The organism is Mesorhizobium sp. M0088 (assembly GCF_040322895.1).
Lineage (GTDB): Bacteria > Pseudomonadota > Alphaproteobacteria > Rhizobiales > Rhizobiaceae > Mesorhizobium.
The window spans coordinates 1-15,583 of record NZ_JAMYUI010000005.1 but is presented as its reverse complement, the minus strand read 5'-3'; the positions used below and the strand labels follow the sequence as shown (position 1 = coordinate 15,583).

Below are 15,583 nucleotides of genomic sequence, written 5' to 3'. Positions count from 1 at the left end.
CGACGCTGAGGGCCATGTCCGATCCACGCCTCGCATCCCTGGTAGTCGTCGTTTGTTCGCTCTGCGCCATGCCGTCATTCGCGGCCGAAAGCAGTTATGTCTATTGCGACAACGGGCTGCGCTGCTTCAAGGCGCCGTGCCCGTCGAACAGCGCACTCGACCTTGCCACCGGGGCGATCATCAAGGGCGTCTCGATCGACCCAAGCGGATTGCCGCAGGCCGACAAGGCGATAACCGATCTTTCCGACGCGCTTTATGCCGGCAAGATCGTCGTCAGGGGCTCGATCGAGCACCGCACCCAGACCATCACCGGCGAGAAGTACAATCTGCCCTGGCTGGTCGCGACCCGTATCGTGCGGACCGCCAAGGACAGCGAACGCAAGCACTGTTCGTCGCACTGATAGGCGGTTCAGCCCTGGTCACGCGCCAAGCAGCTGCTCTATTTCAGCGGCAATCCGCAGCAGGCGCCGGTCATGCCCGTTGCGCGCCACCAGCATCAATCCGGCGGGCAGCGGAGTACCCGGCATCGGTATCGAGATCGCGCAGAGATCGAACTGGTTGGCAACCTGCGTGTTGCGCAGCAGCAGGCCCTCGGTGCGGTCGCGCAGCTCGGCGTCGTCAGCCATCGAGACGATGGTCGGCGCCGTCACCGGCGTGGTCGGCAGAGCCAGCACATCGACCGATGCCAGCCGCTCGTCCATGGCGGCAGCAAGTGCTGCGCGGCGACGCATTGCCCTGATGTAGACAGGCGTCGGCAGCATTGCCGCCCGCGACAAAGGTCCGCTGACATGCGGGTCGACCGGCACCGACGCTCCTGTCGCCAGCCAGTCGGCATGCACTTCGGCCCCTTCCATCGCAGCGATCGAGCCACGCTTGGTCGCCGCGCGCAAATCGGCAAGCAGATCGTCGATCGACAGGTCGGCGATCCGCGCGCCTGTCTGCTCGATCTTGCCAAGGCAGCGGTCGAACGCGGTCGCCACCTCGCCTTCCGTCTCTTCGAAAAGGACGCCGCGCGGAATGCCTATGCGAAGCCCTGCAAGGGCAATCGGCGCCAGCGCGGTCGGCACCTCGCCGGCCATCGCGGCGTCGGCGGCGGCACACTGGGCGACGGTTCGGGCAAGCGGCCCGATCGAGTCCAGCGTGGCGGACAATGGGAACGCGCCGGCGAGCGGCACGCGTCGCGCTGTCGGCTTGAAGCCGACGACACCGTTGAGTGAAGCCGGAATGCGGATCGAACCGCCGGTGTCGGAACCGATCGATATTTCGCTTGTCCCCTCGCCGACGGAAACGCCTGCGCCCGAGGAAGAGCCGCCCGGAATGCGACTGGCGTCCACGGCATTGCCAGGCGTGCCGAAATGCCTGTTGTCGCCGATCGCGGTGAAGGCGAATTCGGTCATGTTGGTCTTGCCGATAATGACCGCGCCGGCCTGCCGCAGCCGGCTGACGATCACGGCATCGCGCAGCGGAGGTGCTGCGGTCCTGCGCATCAGCGAACCGGCCGTGGTCGGCTCGCCGGCGACATCGAACAGGTCCTTGATCGAGACGATGGTGCCGTCGAGCGGTCCGAGTGTCACGCCGGCCCGCTTGCGGGCATCGCTGGCATCAGCCGCGGCCCGTGCGGCTTCGGCATAGAGCTTCGTGAACACGTGCTCTTCGCCGGCACGGGCGGCGAGGCGCGCCAGAATGGTTTCCAGATGATCACGGACGGATTGCATTTTCGGTGTCGGACTCCGGACGCCTTGAACGTCTTAAGGGGGTGCGGCCAGTGCATGGCTTGCCCAGACTTAACCCGGCGCAGGCAGTTTTGCACCCTGTCGAATACGAGGAAAAACCCGATGCTCTACAAAGGCAGCTGCCACTGCGGCAAGGTGGCCTTCGAATTCAAGGCCGAACTGACCGGTGCCATCAGGTGCAATTGTTCGATCTGCACGCGCAAGGGCGCCCTGCTGTGTGCCATCCCGCATGAGACCTTGGGGGTCCTGGCCTGGGGCGACGATTTGGGCACCTACACATTCGGCAACCATGCCATCGCGCACCGGTTCTGCCGGGCTTGCGGCATCCATCCCTTTGCGGAGGATGTCCGCGAGGGCCGTGAACGCAGCGCCTATATCAACATTAACTGCGTGGCCGATCTCGACCCTTCGACGCTGTCGGTCTTCGATTTCGACGGGCGGTCCGCCTGACGCAATTCCAGGAAAAGTGCGCAGCGGTTTTCCGTCCGAAATTGCGCAGGAACCAATTACCTATCGATAGCCCGTCGCATCGGCGGGCTTGCCGGCGTCCTGAACCTCGGGAACATAACGCCAGGCGTCGGGCCGTGAGCCGTCGAGGTCGGTAAAGCCGTAGACCTGCGCCAGCCCGCCGCTGGACAGCGACTGCCCGTTCCAGCGCGCGCGACCCGGATCCGCCGCCAAAGCCGCAACGGCGCGGCCGACGAAACGTGGCGTCTCGGAAATGACGAAATGCGGCACCTCAGTGGTGGCGTCGCGCCAATTGCCCTCGCTCACGCCAAAGGCTTCCAGCATCATCTCCGAACGCAGCCAGCCAGGCGTCAGCGACACGGACGTTGCGTCGTGTTTTGCGAGATCCTGGGCATGCGCCCATGCCATGCGCGTCACCGCGACCTTGGCGAGATCGTAGAATGGCGACAGCCGGTAGTGATCGGCATTGTATTCGGCCGTGCCGTCTGTGACCTCGACGAGCAGCCCGCCCGGACGTTCGATCAACAGCGGCAGCGCACAGTGCGCGGTGATCAGATGCGTGTCGATGCCGAGCCGCAGCATGCGCAGGCCGTTGTCCAGATTGTGGTCCCAGACCGGTTTGTCCCACTCGAACAGTTTCTCGCCACCCCAGATGTCGTTCACCAGTATGTTGAGCCGGCCTTGTTCGGTGCGGATGCGCTCGACCAGTTTGCGCACATCGTCGGCCACCAGATGATCGACCTGAACGGCTATGCCCTTGCCTCCGTTCGCCGAGACCAGTTCCGCTGTTTCCTCGATGGTTTCGGGCCGGGCATATTCGGATTGCTGGGCGCGCGTGCTGCGCCCGGTGACATAGACGGTGGCGCCGGCTGCGCCGAGTTCGATCGCTATGCCCCGTCCGGCGCCGCGCGTCCCGCCGGCGACCAGAGCAACTTTCCCTTGCAGCGTCATTGAACTCTCCCAAAAACGGACTCATCGATCAGACAAGGCTGGCTTGTGCTGTTCGCGCCATATATATAAATGATCATTCGGTTATATCGGGATGTCAAGATGACACGGCCAAAAACCCAGTCCGACGAGCAGGTGCTGGAGACCGCGCACCGGCTAATCCACCAGCATGGTCCCGAAGCACTCACCTTCGAGCGTCTGGCAAAGGCCTGCGGTCTCTCCGGTGCAACGCTGGTGCAGCGCTTCAAGAACAAGGCGCAGCTGAAACAGCGCACTTTGCTGCACGCCTGGGACGGTCTCGACGAGAACACCAGAAAGCTGGCAGCCACCGTTCCCAGAACCCCCACCGGTGCGGTCGCGTTGCTGGTGGCGCTGTCGCAATCCTATGGCGGCATCGAATCCTATGCCGAAGGCCTGCTTGTCCTGCGCGAGGATCTGCGCGATCCCGTGCTCAGGGCGCGGGGTGCGGCCTGGAAGGCGTTCCTGTGCGACACACTTGCAGCCTGTTTTGCCAAGACGCCCAACCCGCCACGCGACATCGGCCTGCTGATGGCCTCGCATTGGCAAGGCTCGTTGCTGTGGTGGAGCTTTGACCCGGCGATCGAAGTGGCCGCCTATGTCGAGGACAGCCTGAACCGCTTCGTCGCTGCCATCACAACGGCAGCGGCCCGAAAACCGTGATGGTTCTCGGCGTCTCGGCTATGAATCCGATGCCGCCTTCAGCCGCGCCTTCAAGCGCGTCATCGGCTTGGCGCGCAGCCATCTCCGGGGCGAGGAACAGGCCGATATCCGCCAGGCCAGCTGACGCACAGGGTTTCGAACTCAGCTTGCCAAAGGCAGCAGCCAGTTCGGCGGTCCCGGCAGCTTTTGTGCCGGCTTTTCGCGATAGGAATTTTTTCTTGACTCGGTGACCTCAGTTATGCTACATTTCTGTCTATGGTGCTGATTTGCGCCAGTGACCCGCCGCACAGGCGGGTTTTTCGTTTGATGCTCCGTCCCTACGCTGGCGAAAGCTCCGAAGGAACCCGTTGACCCGAGTTCATTGCCCTGAGCCGACGCATGGAGGCCGTGACGGACTGGTGGTTCCAGGCTAAAGCAATTCCAGGAAAACTGTGAAGCGGTTTTTCCGTCCGGAATTGCGTCAAAACAAAGAGATAGAGCGGTTCAACGTTTCCGTTAAACGATGAACTGCTCTAGAAAAATCCGCATGGTTTTCACCTCGCCCAAGACTGCCTTGCCGGCCTCGGAGGGTCCGCTCACCGACATCTTGCGCGGATTGCGGCTTGATGGCGTCGACTATGGCCGCTGCGAACTTTCAGAGCCGTGGGCCGTGTTGTTTCCAGCCCAGAAGGCTGCGCGGTTTCACTTCATTGGCCGCCGCGGATGCTGGCTGTTTTCGCCAGCCGGAGAATGGATTGAGCTGACACCCGGCGATGCGTTGCTCTTGCCGCGCGGCGCCGAGCATGTCGTTGCCAGCGCGCCTGGCATTCCTGCCGTGCCGATCGAAAGCTACACTGTCGAGCCTTTGCAGGACAATGTCTTCAATGTCTCCAATGGCGGCCACGGCCCGAAAATCTTGCTGTTTTGCGGCAGCATGCACTTCAACCTGGACGGATCGCACCCCTTGCTGGGCATGATGCCGGACATGATGCGCGCCAAGGAATTGATGGCTGGCGAGCCAGGTATTCCGCATCTGCTGCAAGCCATGGCCGGCGAGATCACCATGAACCGCGCCGGTTCCGGCGGCATGCTGGCGCGGCTGGCCGACGTACTGGCTGCAAGCATCATCCGTTCATGGGTGGAAAACAGCGGCGGCGACACCAGAGGCTGGATCGCGGCGATCAGGGATCGGGACATCGGCCGCGTACTTGCCGCCATTCATCTGCAGCCCGACAGGAACTGGACTGTCGAAGCGCTGGCGCGCGAAATGGGCGCTTCGCGATCGGCCTTCGCCGAACGCTTCACGGCCGTCGTTGGCGAAACACCGGCGAGATATGTCGCCCGGATACGCATGCACCAGGCGCGGCAATGGCTGATCGACGATCGGATGCGGGTTTCGGTGGTCGCCGCCAGACTGGGTTACGATTCCGAAGCGTCGTTCAGCCGGGCGTTCAAGCGCATCATAGGCATCGCGCCCAGCCACCTGCGCACCGTCGACGGCACCTCCGAAAACCGCTGAGGCGATCCCGGATCCGCGGCCATGGATCGCAGGGTCTGGATGAATTGCCGGGTCTGGATGAATTGCCAAGCCTTCCGGACGCAATGCCATTGCCGGGCCACCCGCATGCAATAGCTTGCCAGCACCAGGCAGCCAGAGGCCGGCGTCCAGTCGGTCCGAAGAGGAGAACCATGCCAGATCATCCGAAGGTCATCGCACTCGCCGTCATGCTTGCGGTTCCCGGGCGCGCCTTTGCCCTCGAGGACAGCTACCTGCCGGCCGACAAGATCCCCTATGTGGCGGAAGTACCCGACCAGCCGCATCGTCTTGGCCCATTGTGGGGCGAGCGGGCCAAGGGTCCGGCAGGCACGTTGCTGAAGGTTCCCGGCAACTGGCGTGCACCGGTCCATGCGCACACCGCAGATTATCGCGCGGTGGTCATAAAGGGGCTGTGGGCGCACTGGCAAATGGATGGCGGCGAGGCGACCAAGGTCGAACTGCCTCCTGGATCCTACTGGACCCAGAAAGCCAATGAGATGCATGACGACGCCTGCGTCTCCGACACAGAATGCGTGATCCTGCTGATCAACGACACGCCCTACGAAACCTACTTCCAGAAATAGGCTGGGATGCGGCCTAACGCATGTCGCCCAAAAGTGACCTCGGTTTTTGGAGAACGACATGCACAAAAACAAAGACCTAAAGCGCGTCGCATGAATCCGTTTCAGCGCGACGCGCTTTATGAGGCGTGTCGCAAGCTGACGCCGCTGCCCTTGTCGAACAGCACTACCTTGTCGGGGTTCCAGGCAAAGCGCACCGCCTGCTCGATGGCGACGTCGGTCCTGGCCGGTACGGTGGCACGCAGTGTCGCGTCGCCGACGCGCAGCGTCAGGATCTTTTCGACGCCGTGGTTCTCGACGTCGTGAACATGCGCCTCGACCGGCGCGCCGCTCTCGAGATAGACGTCCTCGGGACGAATGCCGAAGACGAGCGGGCGACCGTCGGTCGCCGCGCCCGCTTTGGCTCCCCCCGAAAAAGGCAGTTCGAAGTTCAACGGAGCCATCACCGCGCGGCCGTTCACAAGCTTGCCGTCGATGAGGTTCATCGGCGGCGAGCCGACGAAGCTCGCCACATAGGTATCGCGCGGATTGTTGTAGATCTCGTGCGGCGTGCCGGTCTGAACGATGCGGCCATGGTTGAGCACGCCGACCTTGTCGCCCATCGACATCGCCTCGATCTGGTCGTGGGTGACGAACAGGAAGGTGGCGCCGAGCTGCATCTGCAGGTTCTTCAGTTCAGTCCGCAGCGCCTCGCGCAGCTTGGCGTCGAGCGCAGACAGCGGCTCGTCCATCAGGAACACACGCGGCTTGCGCACGATGGCGCGGCCGATCGAGACGCGCTGCATCTCGCCGCCGGACAGCCGATCCGTCTTGCGGTCGAGCAGATGCTCGATCCGCAGCGTACGGGCGGCACGGTCGACGCGATCCTTGATCTCGGCGTCGGGCAGCCGGCGAATTTTCGGCTTCAGCGGGAATTCGAGATTTTCGCGCACCGTGTAGCGCGGATAGAGCGAGTATTGCTGCAGCACCAGCGCCACGTCACGCTCGGCCGCACCCCAGTCGGCGACGTCGACGCCGTCGATGAAGACCTGGCCTTCGCTCGGCTTTTCCAGGCCGGCGATAAGCCGCAGCGTCGTCGTCTTGCCGGCGCCCGTCTCGCCCAGCAGCACGAAGAACTCGCCATCGGCAATATCGAGATCGAGCCCGGTGAGCGCAGTGTGGTTGCCGAAAGTCTTCGAGATGTTCTTGAGCTGGATATGGGCCATGTCTATCGTCCCGATCTCTTTTTCGAGGGCGTCTGCCCTCCGCTATAGCTCCGGGCGTTCGATTGTTCGAAAGGCCAAATCATTGGCCTTTCGTGTCCTTCGGCCATCACAATCTCACTCCCAGCGACTTGCCGCTTGCCGTGTCGAAGAAATGCGCTTGGGCCGGATCGATCCTGGCGAACACCTTCTGGCCGGGACCGGCGACGAAGCCGCTCTTGGTGCGTGCGCGCAGCATCTTTGAGCCGACCTTGAGATCGACAATGTCGAAGGAGCCAAGCGGCTCGACGATCTGCGTCTCGACCGGCAAAAACCCCTCCGTCGCCTCGCGGCGGATGAGAACGCCTTCCGGCCGGATGCCGAGCGCGAGCTGGCCGCCTGCATGGCCGTTGAGCTTCGACAGCAGCGCCCGCGGGAACTCGAAGCCGGCGGGAGCCCCGCCGACCGTCACCGAGACCGAGGACGCCGTCTCGGCGACTGCCGCATCGGCGACGTTCATCACCGGGCTGCCGACGAATTGCGCCACGAACAGATTGGCCGGGTGCGAATAGACCTCGTCGGGCGAGCCGACCTGCTGCAGCACGCCTTCATGCATGATGACGATGCGGTCGGCGAGGCTCATCGCCTCGACCTGGTCGTGCGTCACATAGATGGTCGTCGACCCTTGCTTGATGTGCAGCCGCTTGATCTCGGCCCGCATCTCCTCGCGCAGCTTGGCGTCGAGCGCGCCGATCGGCTCGTCCATCAGCATGGCCTTCGGCCGCCGCACCAGCGCCCGGCCAATGGCGACGCGCTGCATGTCGCCACCCGAGAGCGCCGATGGCTTCTTGTCCAGCAGATCGGTGATCTGCAGCGTCTTGGCGACGGAGCGAACCTCGCTGTCGATCTCCGTCTTGCTCTTGCGCGTGGCGCGCAAGGGGAAGGCGATGTTCTCGTAGACGCTCATATGCGGATAGAGCGAGAACGACTGGAAGACCATGGCAATGTCGCGGTCGGCGGCCTTTAGATGCTGGATCGGTTTGCCGTCGATGAGGATGTCGCCCTCGTCGATCGTTTCCAGCCCGGCGATGGCCCGCAGCGTCGTCGTCTTGCCGCAGCCCGACTGGCCGAGCAGAACGATGAACTCGTTGTCGGCGATCTTGAGGTTCAGGTCCTTGATGACCTGGACGGCGCCGAAGAATTTCTGGACGCCGCGAAGCTCGATCTGGGTCAATGCTGTGCTCCCGGATTGCGCACCTGGCCGGTGCCGGCCTTTTCCTCAGGTGCGATCTTGGAGGTGACGTTGAAGCCGACCAGCCCGATCAGGATGATGGTCAGGCCATATGTGTGCAACAACAGGTTCCAGGGCTGGCAGAGTGCTATGATGCCGAGCACCATCAGCACCTGCGAACCGGGCTCCAGATATTTCTGGTTGATGGCACGAAAGCTCATTTGCGAATCGCTCCGAAGGACATGCCGCGCAGCAGATGGTTGCGGAGCAGGAACGTGAAGATCGCGACCGGCAGCAGGAACAGAAAGGTTCCGGCGGCGATCACCGTCCAGTCCGGCAGGCCCGAGCCGACCTGGCTCGGGATGAAGGGCGGTGCGGTCTGGGCGCGGCGGTTGGTCATGATCAGTGCGAAGGCATATTCGTTCCACGCGGTGATGAAGCAGAACACCGCGGTGGCGGCGATGCCGGTGGCCGCCTCGGGCAGCACGATCTTGAAGAAGGCCTCCATGCGCGTGTAACCGTCGACCAGGGCCGCCTCTTCATACTCTTTCGGTATCTCATCCATAAAACCCTTCATCAGCCACACCGAGAAGGACAGGTTGAAGGCGGTGTAGAGGATGATCAGGCCCACATGCGTGTCGTTGAGGCCGACCGCCCGGTACATCAGGAACATCGGGATCGCCACCACCACCGGCGGGAGCATGCGTGTCGACAGGATGAAGAAGAGCAGGTCAGCCTCCCCCTTCACCTTGAAGCGCGAAAAGCCATAGGCGGTGAAGGTGCCCATGCCGACCGCCAGCACCGTGGAGGTGATGGCGATGATCAGCGAGTTCATGAAGCGGCTCGGATAGCCGGACCATTGCACCTGGCCCTTGCCGTCGCGCACGATCTTTTCACCGCCGTCGAAGACGACGCGCTCCCACCAGGGCGCTGCCGCATACTCTTCCGGCGTCGGCGCGCTGCGCAGTTGCGAGCGCTTGGTGAACAGTTTGACGAAGGGCGATATCTCCGGCTGGAACACCACCGTCGGCGGGATGGTCGTGGCAAGATTGCGCGGCTTGAACGCCGTTGAGGCAATCCAGTAGATCGGCGCGAGGAAGATGATCGTCACCAAAAGGACAACGACGATGGCGACGCGATTGAAGCCGATTTCGGAAGAAGTGCGGACGGCGGCCATCTCAGCGCTCCTTCACCTTGTTGAGGTATTTGACGTAGATGTTGGTGATAGCCAGCACCATGATCAGCACGATGTAGGCAAGCGCGCAGGAGCGCCCGGTCTGCCATTCCTGGAACGCCATCTTGTAGAGCCGGATCGAGATCACCTCGGTGGTTGGCTGGCTGGTCAGGATGTAGGCGAGATCGAAGGTCTTGAACGCCTCCATGGTGCGGAAGATGATCGCGATCATCAGAATCGGCGCGACCAGCGGCAGCGTAATGCGAAAGAAGGTATAGAACGAGCCGGCGCGGTCAATCGCCGCCGCCTCGTAGAGGTGCTTCGGCACTGCCGACAGGCCGGCAAGCGACAGCAGCATGACGAAGGGCGACCACATCCAGATGTCGGTGATGGCAACCGCGTAGAGCGCCATGTCAGGGTTGGACAGCCACTCGAAATTGCCGAGGCCGAGTGCATAGTTGATGACACCCCATGACGGATCATAGAGCAGTTTCCAGAACAGACCGACGACGGCCATCGACAGCATCATCGGCAACAGCAGCAGTGTCGTCAGCAGGCCCTTCAGCGGGATATCGCGGTTGAGCAGCAACGCCACGCCAAAGCCGACGATGACCTGACCGACCACGGAGACGATGACATATTTGGCGGTGATGGCGAAATTCGACCAGATGAACGGGTCGTTGAGCAGTTCGCGGTAATTCTGCAGTCCGACGAAATTGGCCGCCGCCGGGCTCGACGCGCGAAAGTCGGTGAACGAATAGCCGAGCGAATAGAGCAGTGGAAAGATGTTGAAGACGATCAGGAAAACGATCGTCGGAATGATGAAGAGATTTCGGATCGTGAGGTCGCTCATGCCGCGGGTGGCGGAGCGCGAGTTGGGATCCAGCGTGGTCATGACTGCAGTGGCCAAAGCCAGTTCCTTCCTTGAGAAAAGAAAACGGAAGGGGTGGGCTCCCACCCCTTCCGAGCGTTAGTACCGCTTACTTCACGCGGTTGTACTTCTTGAACGTCGCGTTCCAGTCCGCGGCGAGCGAATCGAGCACTTCCTTGGCCGTGCCCTGATTGCCGGTGATGTACGGATAGACGCGTTGGTTCATCGCGATGAGCAGCTCGGCATATTCCGGCGTCGCCCAGAAGTCCTTCACCTTGAACATGGTTTCGTAGAAAGCCTTGTTGTAAGGCGTGGCGTTCTGGAATTCAGGCGACTCGAGCACCTTGGCACTTGCCGTGTAACCGCCGAGTTCCGCCCACTTCTTCTGCGTCTCGTCTTTGATGAACCATTCCAGGAACTTCATCGCCTCTTCCTTGTTGTTGGAATAGGAGATGACGGAGATGCCCTGGCCGCCGAGCGCGGCGAACTGGTCGCCGTTCGGGCCGGCCGGGTTGGCGAAGAAGCCTGTGTTCTTGGCATTCGGGTTCGAGGCTTCGTTGATGAGCGCCGGGAAGAAGGCGAAGTAGTTCATGCTCATCGCAGCCAGATTCTCGGTGATCGCCTGGTTGTCCTCGATGAAGAAGCTCTTGGCCCAACCAGGAGGTGTGAAGGAATAGAGTTCCTTGTAGACCTCGAGCGCCTTGACGTTCTGATCGGAGTTGATGATCCCGTCGACCTTGTAAGTGGCATAGTCGCCAAGTTCGCCGCCGTAGGAGAAGATGGCGTTCTCGACGCCCATCACCAGGGCATCATATGAATTGTCGGTGTAGATGGCGACGCCGTAGCGCTTCTGGTCGGGACGGTGGAAGAATTCGGCAATGTCGCGCAGCGCCTTGAAATCCTTCGGCACGCCGAGATCGTAGCCATACTTGGCCTTGAAGGCTTCCATTTCCTTGGGGTCCTCGAACCAGTCCTTACGGTAGGACCAGCCGACTGCGTCACCCTCGGCCGGGATCGACCAGTACTTGCCGGAGGCCGACGGATATTCGGCGTAGTACTTGACAGTCGCCGGCGCCATCACCTCCTTCAAATTATGCTTGTTGAAGAAGTCGGTAAGGTCGACATAGTGGCCCGCCTCGGATGCGGCACCGATCCACTGCGAGTCGCCGACCACCATGTCGTAGGCGCTGCCCTTGGCGTTGAACTCGGTGAATGCCTTGGTCTGGAAGTCGGACCAAGGTGTGGTTTCGACCGTGACCTTCACGCCGGTCTCGGCCTCGTAGAGATTGACGAGTTCCTGCAAATAGTTCGCCGGATCCCATTCCGCCCAGAATATGGTGAGTTCTTTGTCTTGCGCGTAAACGGACGTTCCGCAGGCAAGCGTTAAGCCGATACCAGCAAGTGCGCTGGTCACTAACTTGCGCATAATGATTTCCTCCCTTGTGCGCGTTCTACCTTATCGTGCGAGCCGGCAACGGGGCCGGCCCTGGTAGTTCCTCCCGTGATCGCACCTTCCCGGTTTCGAGCCTCCTCGCCCCTGCCGGAAAATGGATCGCAGCCCTCACTTTCGATCCGCTTTTCTGATCCAATCTGGTATTACCAATTTTGCATGCACGTCAAGCCCTTTCTTGACAGCTTGACGTGGTCATTGCCATCGGATTCCGGCTTTATCTGCCTGTTTTACCAAGATTTTCCTACTCAGTGATATGATTGGGTATTGTCCGACACCCCACTCAACGGCTAAGATCAGTAGCGTGCATGCCAATCTGGTCGAACCAGATAGGCTCTATTTCATGACTGCCTTCGGATCGGGGCTGCCTCCTTCATCGACCGATTCCGCGACTGCCGCACGCACCAGCGCCCCGGCTGCCCACTGTGCGACCGCCCTCGTCCGGCGGCTGTCCAGTCCCCAGATATCCTTGAGCACAATCAGCACCTCGACGCCGAAGATCAGCGACAGCGCCTGCGCCAGCCGCTTCAAGTCGCGCGGCGGCAAACGGCCCTCGAGCGGCGCGATCGCATCTTTCAGCAAGTCGATGCGATGGCCGCGCGTAAAGGCGGGCTCGCCGCCCAGCGTGCCGGCCTGACGCCGCGCCCATTGATCGAGCGACAGCTTCAGTGCTGCCTTGAACGTGGCCTCGAAGGCCTCGATGCGCGGCATGGCCGTATCGAACAGCTCCGCGACCCGGCGCTCGGCATCGGCGGAGGTCGATTGCCAGGTGAGGATTGGCCCCAGCCCCTCGTTGACGGCGGCCTGCACCAGTGCCGACTGGCTCGGGAAGTAACGATAGGCGGTGGCACGGGAAACCTCGGCCGCCTCGGCGACCTCGCTGACCGAGGGCGTGACGCCCGCCTGCATCAGCCTTGTTGCCGTCTCCAGCATCAGCCGTTTGGTCCGCGCGCGCGGCCCACGTTCGGGCACCGGGCCGGCTGCCCGTTCAGCGTCGTCGCTCGCAGTGGATTGTTGACGTGAGACATTCATACCAATACGATACGCGTGTCTCAAAAATTTGCAATGGTGTCCGCATCGTCGAGTGGCCCGAGCAATGAGCAATGGGGGCGGCATTGCGCCTGCCAGGATCGGGGGAGCGCAATGAAGCGTATCTATGTGGCGGGTACCGCGGACACCAAGGGCGAGGAGCTCGCCTTCCTGGCCGATGCGATCACTGCTGCGGGCGCCATCGTTTGTCGTGTCGATGTCGGAACGCGCGACGCAACCATCCCCGTCGATATCGGCGCGAGGGAAATCGCCGACCATCATCCCGGCGGCCGTGACGCCGTGCTCGGCGGCAATGACCGTGGCGCCGCGGTCGCCGCGATGGGCATCGCCTTCGCCCGCTTCGTCCAGTCGCGCGCCGACATTTCCGGCATCATCGGCATTGGCGGCGGCGGCGGCACCTCGATCATCACGTCGGGCATGCGCGCCCTGCCGCTCGGCCTGCCCAAGATCATGGTCTCGACGCTCGCCTCCGGCGATACCGCACCCTATGTCGATGTCTCCGACATCATCATGATGCCTGCGGTGACCGACATGGCCGGACTGAACCGGATCTCCCGTGTCGTGCTGCACAATGCCGCCCAGGCGATCGTAGGCATGGCAACCAAGCCGGCGCCGCCACCCGACGGCAAACCATCGATCGGCCTCACCATGTTCGGCGTCACAACGCCTTGCGTGACCGCCATCGCCGACCAGCTCCGTTCCAGATATGACTGCATGGTCTTCCACGCCACCGGCACCGGCGGCCGCAGCATGGAAAAGCTGGCCGACAGCGGCTTGCTGTCCGGTATCGTCGACATCACCACGACCGAAGTCTGCGATCTGCTGTTCGGCGGCGTGCTGCCGGCGACGGAGGATCGTTTCGGCGCCATAGTTCGCACGGGGCTGCCCTATGTCGGCTCCGTCGGCGCGCTCGACATGGTGAACTTCTGGGCGCCTTCGACCATTCCGGAGCCCTATCGCGATCGGCTGTTCTACGAACACAATCCCAATGTCACGCTGATGCGCACCACGGCGGACGAATGCCGCGCGATCGGCGAGTGGATCGGCACCAGACTCGCCCGCTGCGGAGGGCCGGTGCATTTTCTCATCCCGGAAAAAGGCGTCTCGGCGCTCGACATCGAAGGCGGCGCCTTCTTCAACCCGGAAGCCGACGCCGTTCTGTTCGATGCCATCGAGCGCACCATCGAACCCAACAGCAAGCGCCGCGTGACGCGCCTGCCGCTGCATATCAACGACCCGGAATTCGCAAAGGCTGCAACATCAGCCTTCCTCGACATCGCCAGACAGTGAGAGATCCAGAAAGATGCCCGCCATACCGCGCAAGGATATACTGAAGAAATTCAGGGGAATGATCGCCAAGAGCGTGCCGATCGTCGGCGGCGGCGCCGGCACCGGCCTGTCGGCGAAAGCCGAGGAGGCTGGCGGCATCGACCTCATCATCATCTACAATTCCGGCCGCTACCGCATGGCCGGGCGCGGCTCGGCCGCCGGCCTGCTCGCCTATGGCAATGCCAACGAGATCGTCAAGGAAATGGCCTACGAGGTGCTGCCGGTGGTCAGACACACGCCTGTGCTGGCCGGCGTCAACGGCACCGACCCGTTCGTCATCATGCCGCTGCTGCTGGCAGAGCTGAAGACCATGGGCTTTTCCGGCGTGCAGAACTTTCCCACCATCGGCCTGTTCGACGGCAGCATGCGGCAAAGCTTCGAGGAAACCGGCATGGGCTTCGGGCTCGAGGTCGACATGATCGCCGAGGCGCACAAGCTCGATCTCTTGACCACGCCCTATGTCTTCAACCCCGACGAGGCCCGCGCCATGACAAAAGCCGGCGCCGACATCGTCGTCGCCCATATGGGTGTGACGACAGGCGGCTCGATCGGCGCCACCTCGGCCAAGTCGCTCGACGACTGCATCGTCGAGATCGATGCCATCGCCGACGCCGCGCGCTCGGTGCGCAAGGACGTCATCCTGCTTTGCCATGGCGGGCCGATCTCGATGCCCGACGACGCCCGCTACATCCTCTCCCATGCCAAGGGCCTGCACGGCTTCTATGGCGCCAGCTCGATGGAACGGCTGCCGGCGGAAGCCGCGATCGCCAAACAGACGGCCGATTTCAAGGCGGTGACACTTGGTGGTGACAAGACCACGAAGAAAAAGAAGGGATGATGAGACGATGACCGACACGAGCAAGGTATTTGTCTACCCGAAGGACGTCAGCGCCTTCGGTTTCGACTGGGGAAAACTGGCACTGACGGTGGCGCCGGAGGTGAATGGCGCGACCCGCTTTTCCGGCGGCGTGGTCGACCTGCCCTCCGGCAAGGGCCACACGCGCCACAACCATCCGGGCGCGGAAGAAATCATCTTCGTCATCTCCGGTCATGGCGAGCAGATGGTCGAGGACGAAAAGGGCAATCCGGTGGTCGCAAAAGTCGGCCCCGGCTGTACCATCTATGTCCCGGAAAGCCGCTTTCATTCGACGCTGAACACCGGCGACGGGCCGATGCAGCTTTTCGTCGTCTATTCGCCGGCCGGGCCTGAACTGGTTTTGCGCGAGCTGCCGGATTTCAGGCTGATCGCGCCGGGGCAGTGATGAACTTGTTCTAGGGTAGCGCTGCCCCTTGTATCTGCACGAGATGATTATGTGCGATGGAAGCGATTGAGCCTCGGGCCGGATGGCCATCCGGCCCGAGGCTTGGCG

The 15,583-nt window shown here is 62.3% G+C and carries 17 protein-coding genes and 1 pseudogene; 9 read left to right on the top strand and 9 right to left on the bottom strand.

The window, feature by feature from the left end:
- The first annotated feature begins 14 nt into the window (after nt 1-14).
- Complete coding sequence (locus tag NKJ67_RS07400; RefSeq protein ID WP_128289241.1) at nt 15-401, top strand: hypothetical protein; 387 nt, start codon at nt 15-17, stop codon at nt 399-401.
- An 18-nt stretch (nt 402-419) separates the two neighbouring features.
- Here NKJ67_RS07400 and NKJ67_RS07395 read toward each other — a convergent pair whose 3' ends face one another.
- A complete protein-coding gene (locus NKJ67_RS07395; RefSeq protein WP_352580938.1) occupies nt 420-1,715 on the bottom strand; it encodes an amidase in 1,296 nt (431 codons plus the stop codon).
- A gap of 120 nt (nt 1,716-1,835) precedes the next feature.
- On the opposite strand from NKJ67_RS07395, the gene NKJ67_RS07390 reads away from it, so the two are divergent.
- Nucleotides 1,836-2,183 carry a GFA family protein gene (locus tag NKJ67_RS07390; protein ID WP_352580937.1) on the top strand — a complete coding sequence of 116 codons (348 nt, stop codon included), beginning with the start codon at nt 1,836-1,838 and terminating at the stop codon, nt 2,181-2,183.
- A gap of 60 nt (nt 2,184-2,243) precedes the next feature.
- Here the strand turns inward: NKJ67_RS07390 and NKJ67_RS07385 are convergent, their stop codons facing one another.
- On the bottom strand, nt 2,244-3,152 hold the full coding sequence (locus NKJ67_RS07385; RefSeq protein WP_352580936.1) for an SDR family oxidoreductase: 909 nt from the start codon (nt 3,150-3,152) through the stop codon (nt 2,244-2,246).
- Between the two features lie 99 nt (nt 3,153-3,251).
- Here NKJ67_RS07385 and NKJ67_RS07380 point away from each other — a divergent pair, with 99 nt between their 5' ends.
- The 4 genes and pseudogenes from NKJ67_RS07380 (at nt 3,252) to NKJ67_RS07365 (ending at nt 5,930) form a co-directional block, all read left to right on the top strand.
- Nucleotides 3,252-3,830: a TetR/AcrR family transcriptional regulator gene (locus NKJ67_RS07380; protein WP_352580935.1), complete on the top strand. Its 579-nt coding sequence runs from the start codon at nt 3,252-3,254 to the stop codon at nt 3,828-3,830.
- A gap of 4 nt (nt 3,831-3,834) precedes the next feature.
- A pseudogene (locus NKJ67_RS07375) lies at nt 3,835-3,954 on the top strand (AraC family transcriptional regulator); the annotation flags it as partial.
- A 402-nt stretch (nt 3,955-4,356) separates the two neighbouring features.
- Nucleotides 4,357-5,328: an AraC family transcriptional regulator gene (locus NKJ67_RS07370; RefSeq protein ID WP_164873788.1), complete on the top strand. Its 972-nt coding sequence runs from the start codon at nt 4,357-4,359 to the stop codon at nt 5,326-5,328.
- A 170-nt stretch (nt 5,329-5,498) separates the two neighbouring features.
- Nucleotides 5,499-5,930, top strand: a complete 432-nt coding sequence (locus tag NKJ67_RS07365) for a DUF4437 domain-containing protein (protein WP_352580934.1) — start codon at nt 5,499-5,501, stop codon at nt 5,928-5,930.
- Between the two features lie 116 nt (nt 5,931-6,046).
- Here the strand turns inward: NKJ67_RS07365 and NKJ67_RS07360 are convergent, their stop codons facing one another.
- The 7 genes from NKJ67_RS07360 to NKJ67_RS07330 all read right to left on the bottom strand — a co-directional run bounded on the left by NKJ67_RS07360 (nt 6,047) and on the right by NKJ67_RS07330 (nt 12,866).
- Nucleotides 6,047-7,132: an ABC transporter ATP-binding protein gene (locus tag NKJ67_RS07360; protein WP_292661558.1), complete on the bottom strand. Its 1,086-nt coding sequence runs from the start codon at nt 7,130-7,132 to the stop codon at nt 6,047-6,049.
- Between the two features lie 106 nt (nt 7,133-7,238).
- Nucleotides 7,239-8,342: an ABC transporter ATP-binding protein gene (locus NKJ67_RS07355; RefSeq protein WP_128289236.1), complete on the bottom strand. Its 1,104-nt coding sequence runs from the start codon at nt 8,340-8,342 to the stop codon at nt 7,239-7,241.
- Nucleotides 8,339-8,560, bottom strand: a complete 222-nt coding sequence (locus NKJ67_RS07350) for a hypothetical protein (RefSeq protein ID WP_127268335.1) — start codon at nt 8,558-8,560, stop codon at nt 8,339-8,341. Before NKJ67_RS07350 ends, NKJ67_RS07355 begins: the two co-directional genes overlap by 4 nt.
- Nucleotides 8,557-9,516 carry a carbohydrate ABC transporter permease gene (locus NKJ67_RS07345; RefSeq protein ID WP_127268334.1) on the bottom strand — a complete coding sequence of 320 codons (960 nt, stop codon included), beginning with the start codon at nt 9,514-9,516 and terminating at the stop codon, nt 8,557-8,559. The genes NKJ67_RS07350 and NKJ67_RS07345 overlap by 4 nt, the downstream gene beginning before the upstream one ends.
- A gap of 1 nt (nt 9,517) precedes the next feature.
- Complete coding sequence (locus NKJ67_RS07340; protein ID WP_023812446.1) at nt 9,518-10,423, bottom strand: carbohydrate ABC transporter permease; 906 nt, start codon at nt 10,421-10,423, stop codon at nt 9,518-9,520.
- A gap of 70 nt (nt 10,424-10,493) precedes the next feature.
- Complete coding sequence (locus tag NKJ67_RS07335) at nt 10,494-11,810, bottom strand: ABC transporter substrate-binding protein (protein WP_023812445.1); 1,317 nt, start codon at nt 11,808-11,810, stop codon at nt 10,494-10,496.
- A 360-nt stretch (nt 11,811-12,170) separates the two neighbouring features.
- Nucleotides 12,171-12,866, bottom strand: coding sequence for a TetR/AcrR family transcriptional regulator (locus NKJ67_RS07330; RefSeq protein WP_352580933.1), 696 nt, complete (start codon nt 12,864-12,866; stop codon nt 12,171-12,173).
- A 111-nt stretch (nt 12,867-12,977) separates the two neighbouring features.
- On the opposite strand from NKJ67_RS07330, the gene NKJ67_RS07325 reads away from it, so the two are divergent.
- Genes NKJ67_RS07325 through NKJ67_RS07315 form a run of 3 tightly spaced genes read left to right on the top strand, consistent with a single transcriptional unit; the run spans nt 12,978 to nt 15,475 of the window.
- A complete protein-coding gene (locus NKJ67_RS07325; RefSeq protein WP_352580932.1) occupies nt 12,978-14,174 on the top strand; it encodes a Tm-1-like ATP-binding domain-containing protein in 1,197 nt (398 codons plus the stop codon).
- A 13-nt stretch (nt 14,175-14,187) separates the two neighbouring features.
- Nucleotides 14,188-15,051, top strand: a complete 864-nt coding sequence (locus NKJ67_RS07320) for a phosphoenolpyruvate hydrolase family protein (protein WP_127268330.1) — start codon at nt 14,188-14,190, stop codon at nt 15,049-15,051.
- Between the two features lie 7 nt (nt 15,052-15,058).
- Complete coding sequence (locus NKJ67_RS07315; protein WP_127268329.1) at nt 15,059-15,475, top strand: cupin domain-containing protein; 417 nt, start codon at nt 15,059-15,061, stop codon at nt 15,473-15,475.
- Nucleotides 15,476-15,583 lie beyond the last annotated feature (108 nt).

What these genes read in the sequence shown, in the direction of transcription:
- NKJ67_RS07400 (WP_128289241.1), top strand. Translation starts at nt 15, where the DNA reads ATGTCCGATCCACGCCTCGCATCCCTGGTAGTCGTCGTTTGTTCGCTC.
- NKJ67_RS07395 (WP_352580938.1), bottom strand. Translation starts at nt 1,715, where the DNA reads ATGCAATCCGTCCGTGATCATCTGGAAACCATTCTGGCGCGCCTCGCC.
- NKJ67_RS07390 (WP_352580937.1), top strand. Translation starts at nt 1,836, where the DNA reads ATGCTCTACAAAGGCAGCTGCCACTGCGGCAAGGTGGCCTTCGAATTC.
- NKJ67_RS07385 (WP_352580936.1), bottom strand. Translation starts at nt 3,152, where the DNA reads ATGACGCTGCAAGGGAAAGTTGCTCTGGTCGCCGGCGGGACGCGCGGC.
- NKJ67_RS07380 (WP_352580935.1), top strand. Translation starts at nt 3,252, where the DNA reads ATGACACGGCCAAAAACCCAGTCCGACGAGCAGGTGCTGGAGACCGCG.
- NKJ67_RS07370 (WP_164873788.1), top strand. Translation starts at nt 4,357, where the DNA reads ATGGTTTTCACCTCGCCCAAGACTGCCTTGCCGGCCTCGGAGGGTCCG.
- NKJ67_RS07365 (WP_352580934.1), top strand. Translation starts at nt 5,499, where the DNA reads ATGCCAGATCATCCGAAGGTCATCGCACTCGCCGTCATGCTTGCGGTT.
- NKJ67_RS07360 (WP_292661558.1), bottom strand. Translation starts at nt 7,132, where the DNA reads ATGGCCCATATCCAGCTCAAGAACATCTCGAAGACTTTCGGCAACCAC.
- NKJ67_RS07350 (WP_127268335.1), bottom strand. Translation starts at nt 8,560, where the DNA reads ATGAGCTTTCGTGCCATCAACCAGAAATATCTGGAGCCCGGTTCGCAG.
- NKJ67_RS07345 (WP_127268334.1), bottom strand. Translation starts at nt 9,516, where the DNA reads ATGGCCGCCGTCCGCACTTCTTCCGAAATCGGCTTCAATCGCGTCGCC.
- NKJ67_RS07335 (WP_023812445.1), bottom strand. Translation starts at nt 11,810, where the DNA reads ATGCGCAAGTTAGTGACCAGCGCACTTGCTGGTATCGGCTTAACGCTT.
- NKJ67_RS07330 (WP_352580933.1), bottom strand. Translation starts at nt 12,866, where the DNA reads ATGAATGTCTCACGTCAACAATCCACTGCGAGCGACGACGCTGAACGG.
- NKJ67_RS07325 (WP_352580932.1), top strand. Translation starts at nt 12,978, where the DNA reads ATGAAGCGTATCTATGTGGCGGGTACCGCGGACACCAAGGGCGAGGAG.
- NKJ67_RS07320 (WP_127268330.1), top strand. Translation starts at nt 14,188, where the DNA reads ATGCCCGCCATACCGCGCAAGGATATACTGAAGAAATTCAGGGGAATG.
- NKJ67_RS07315 (WP_127268329.1), top strand. Translation starts at nt 15,059, where the DNA reads ATGACCGACACGAGCAAGGTATTTGTCTACCCGAAGGACGTCAGCGCC.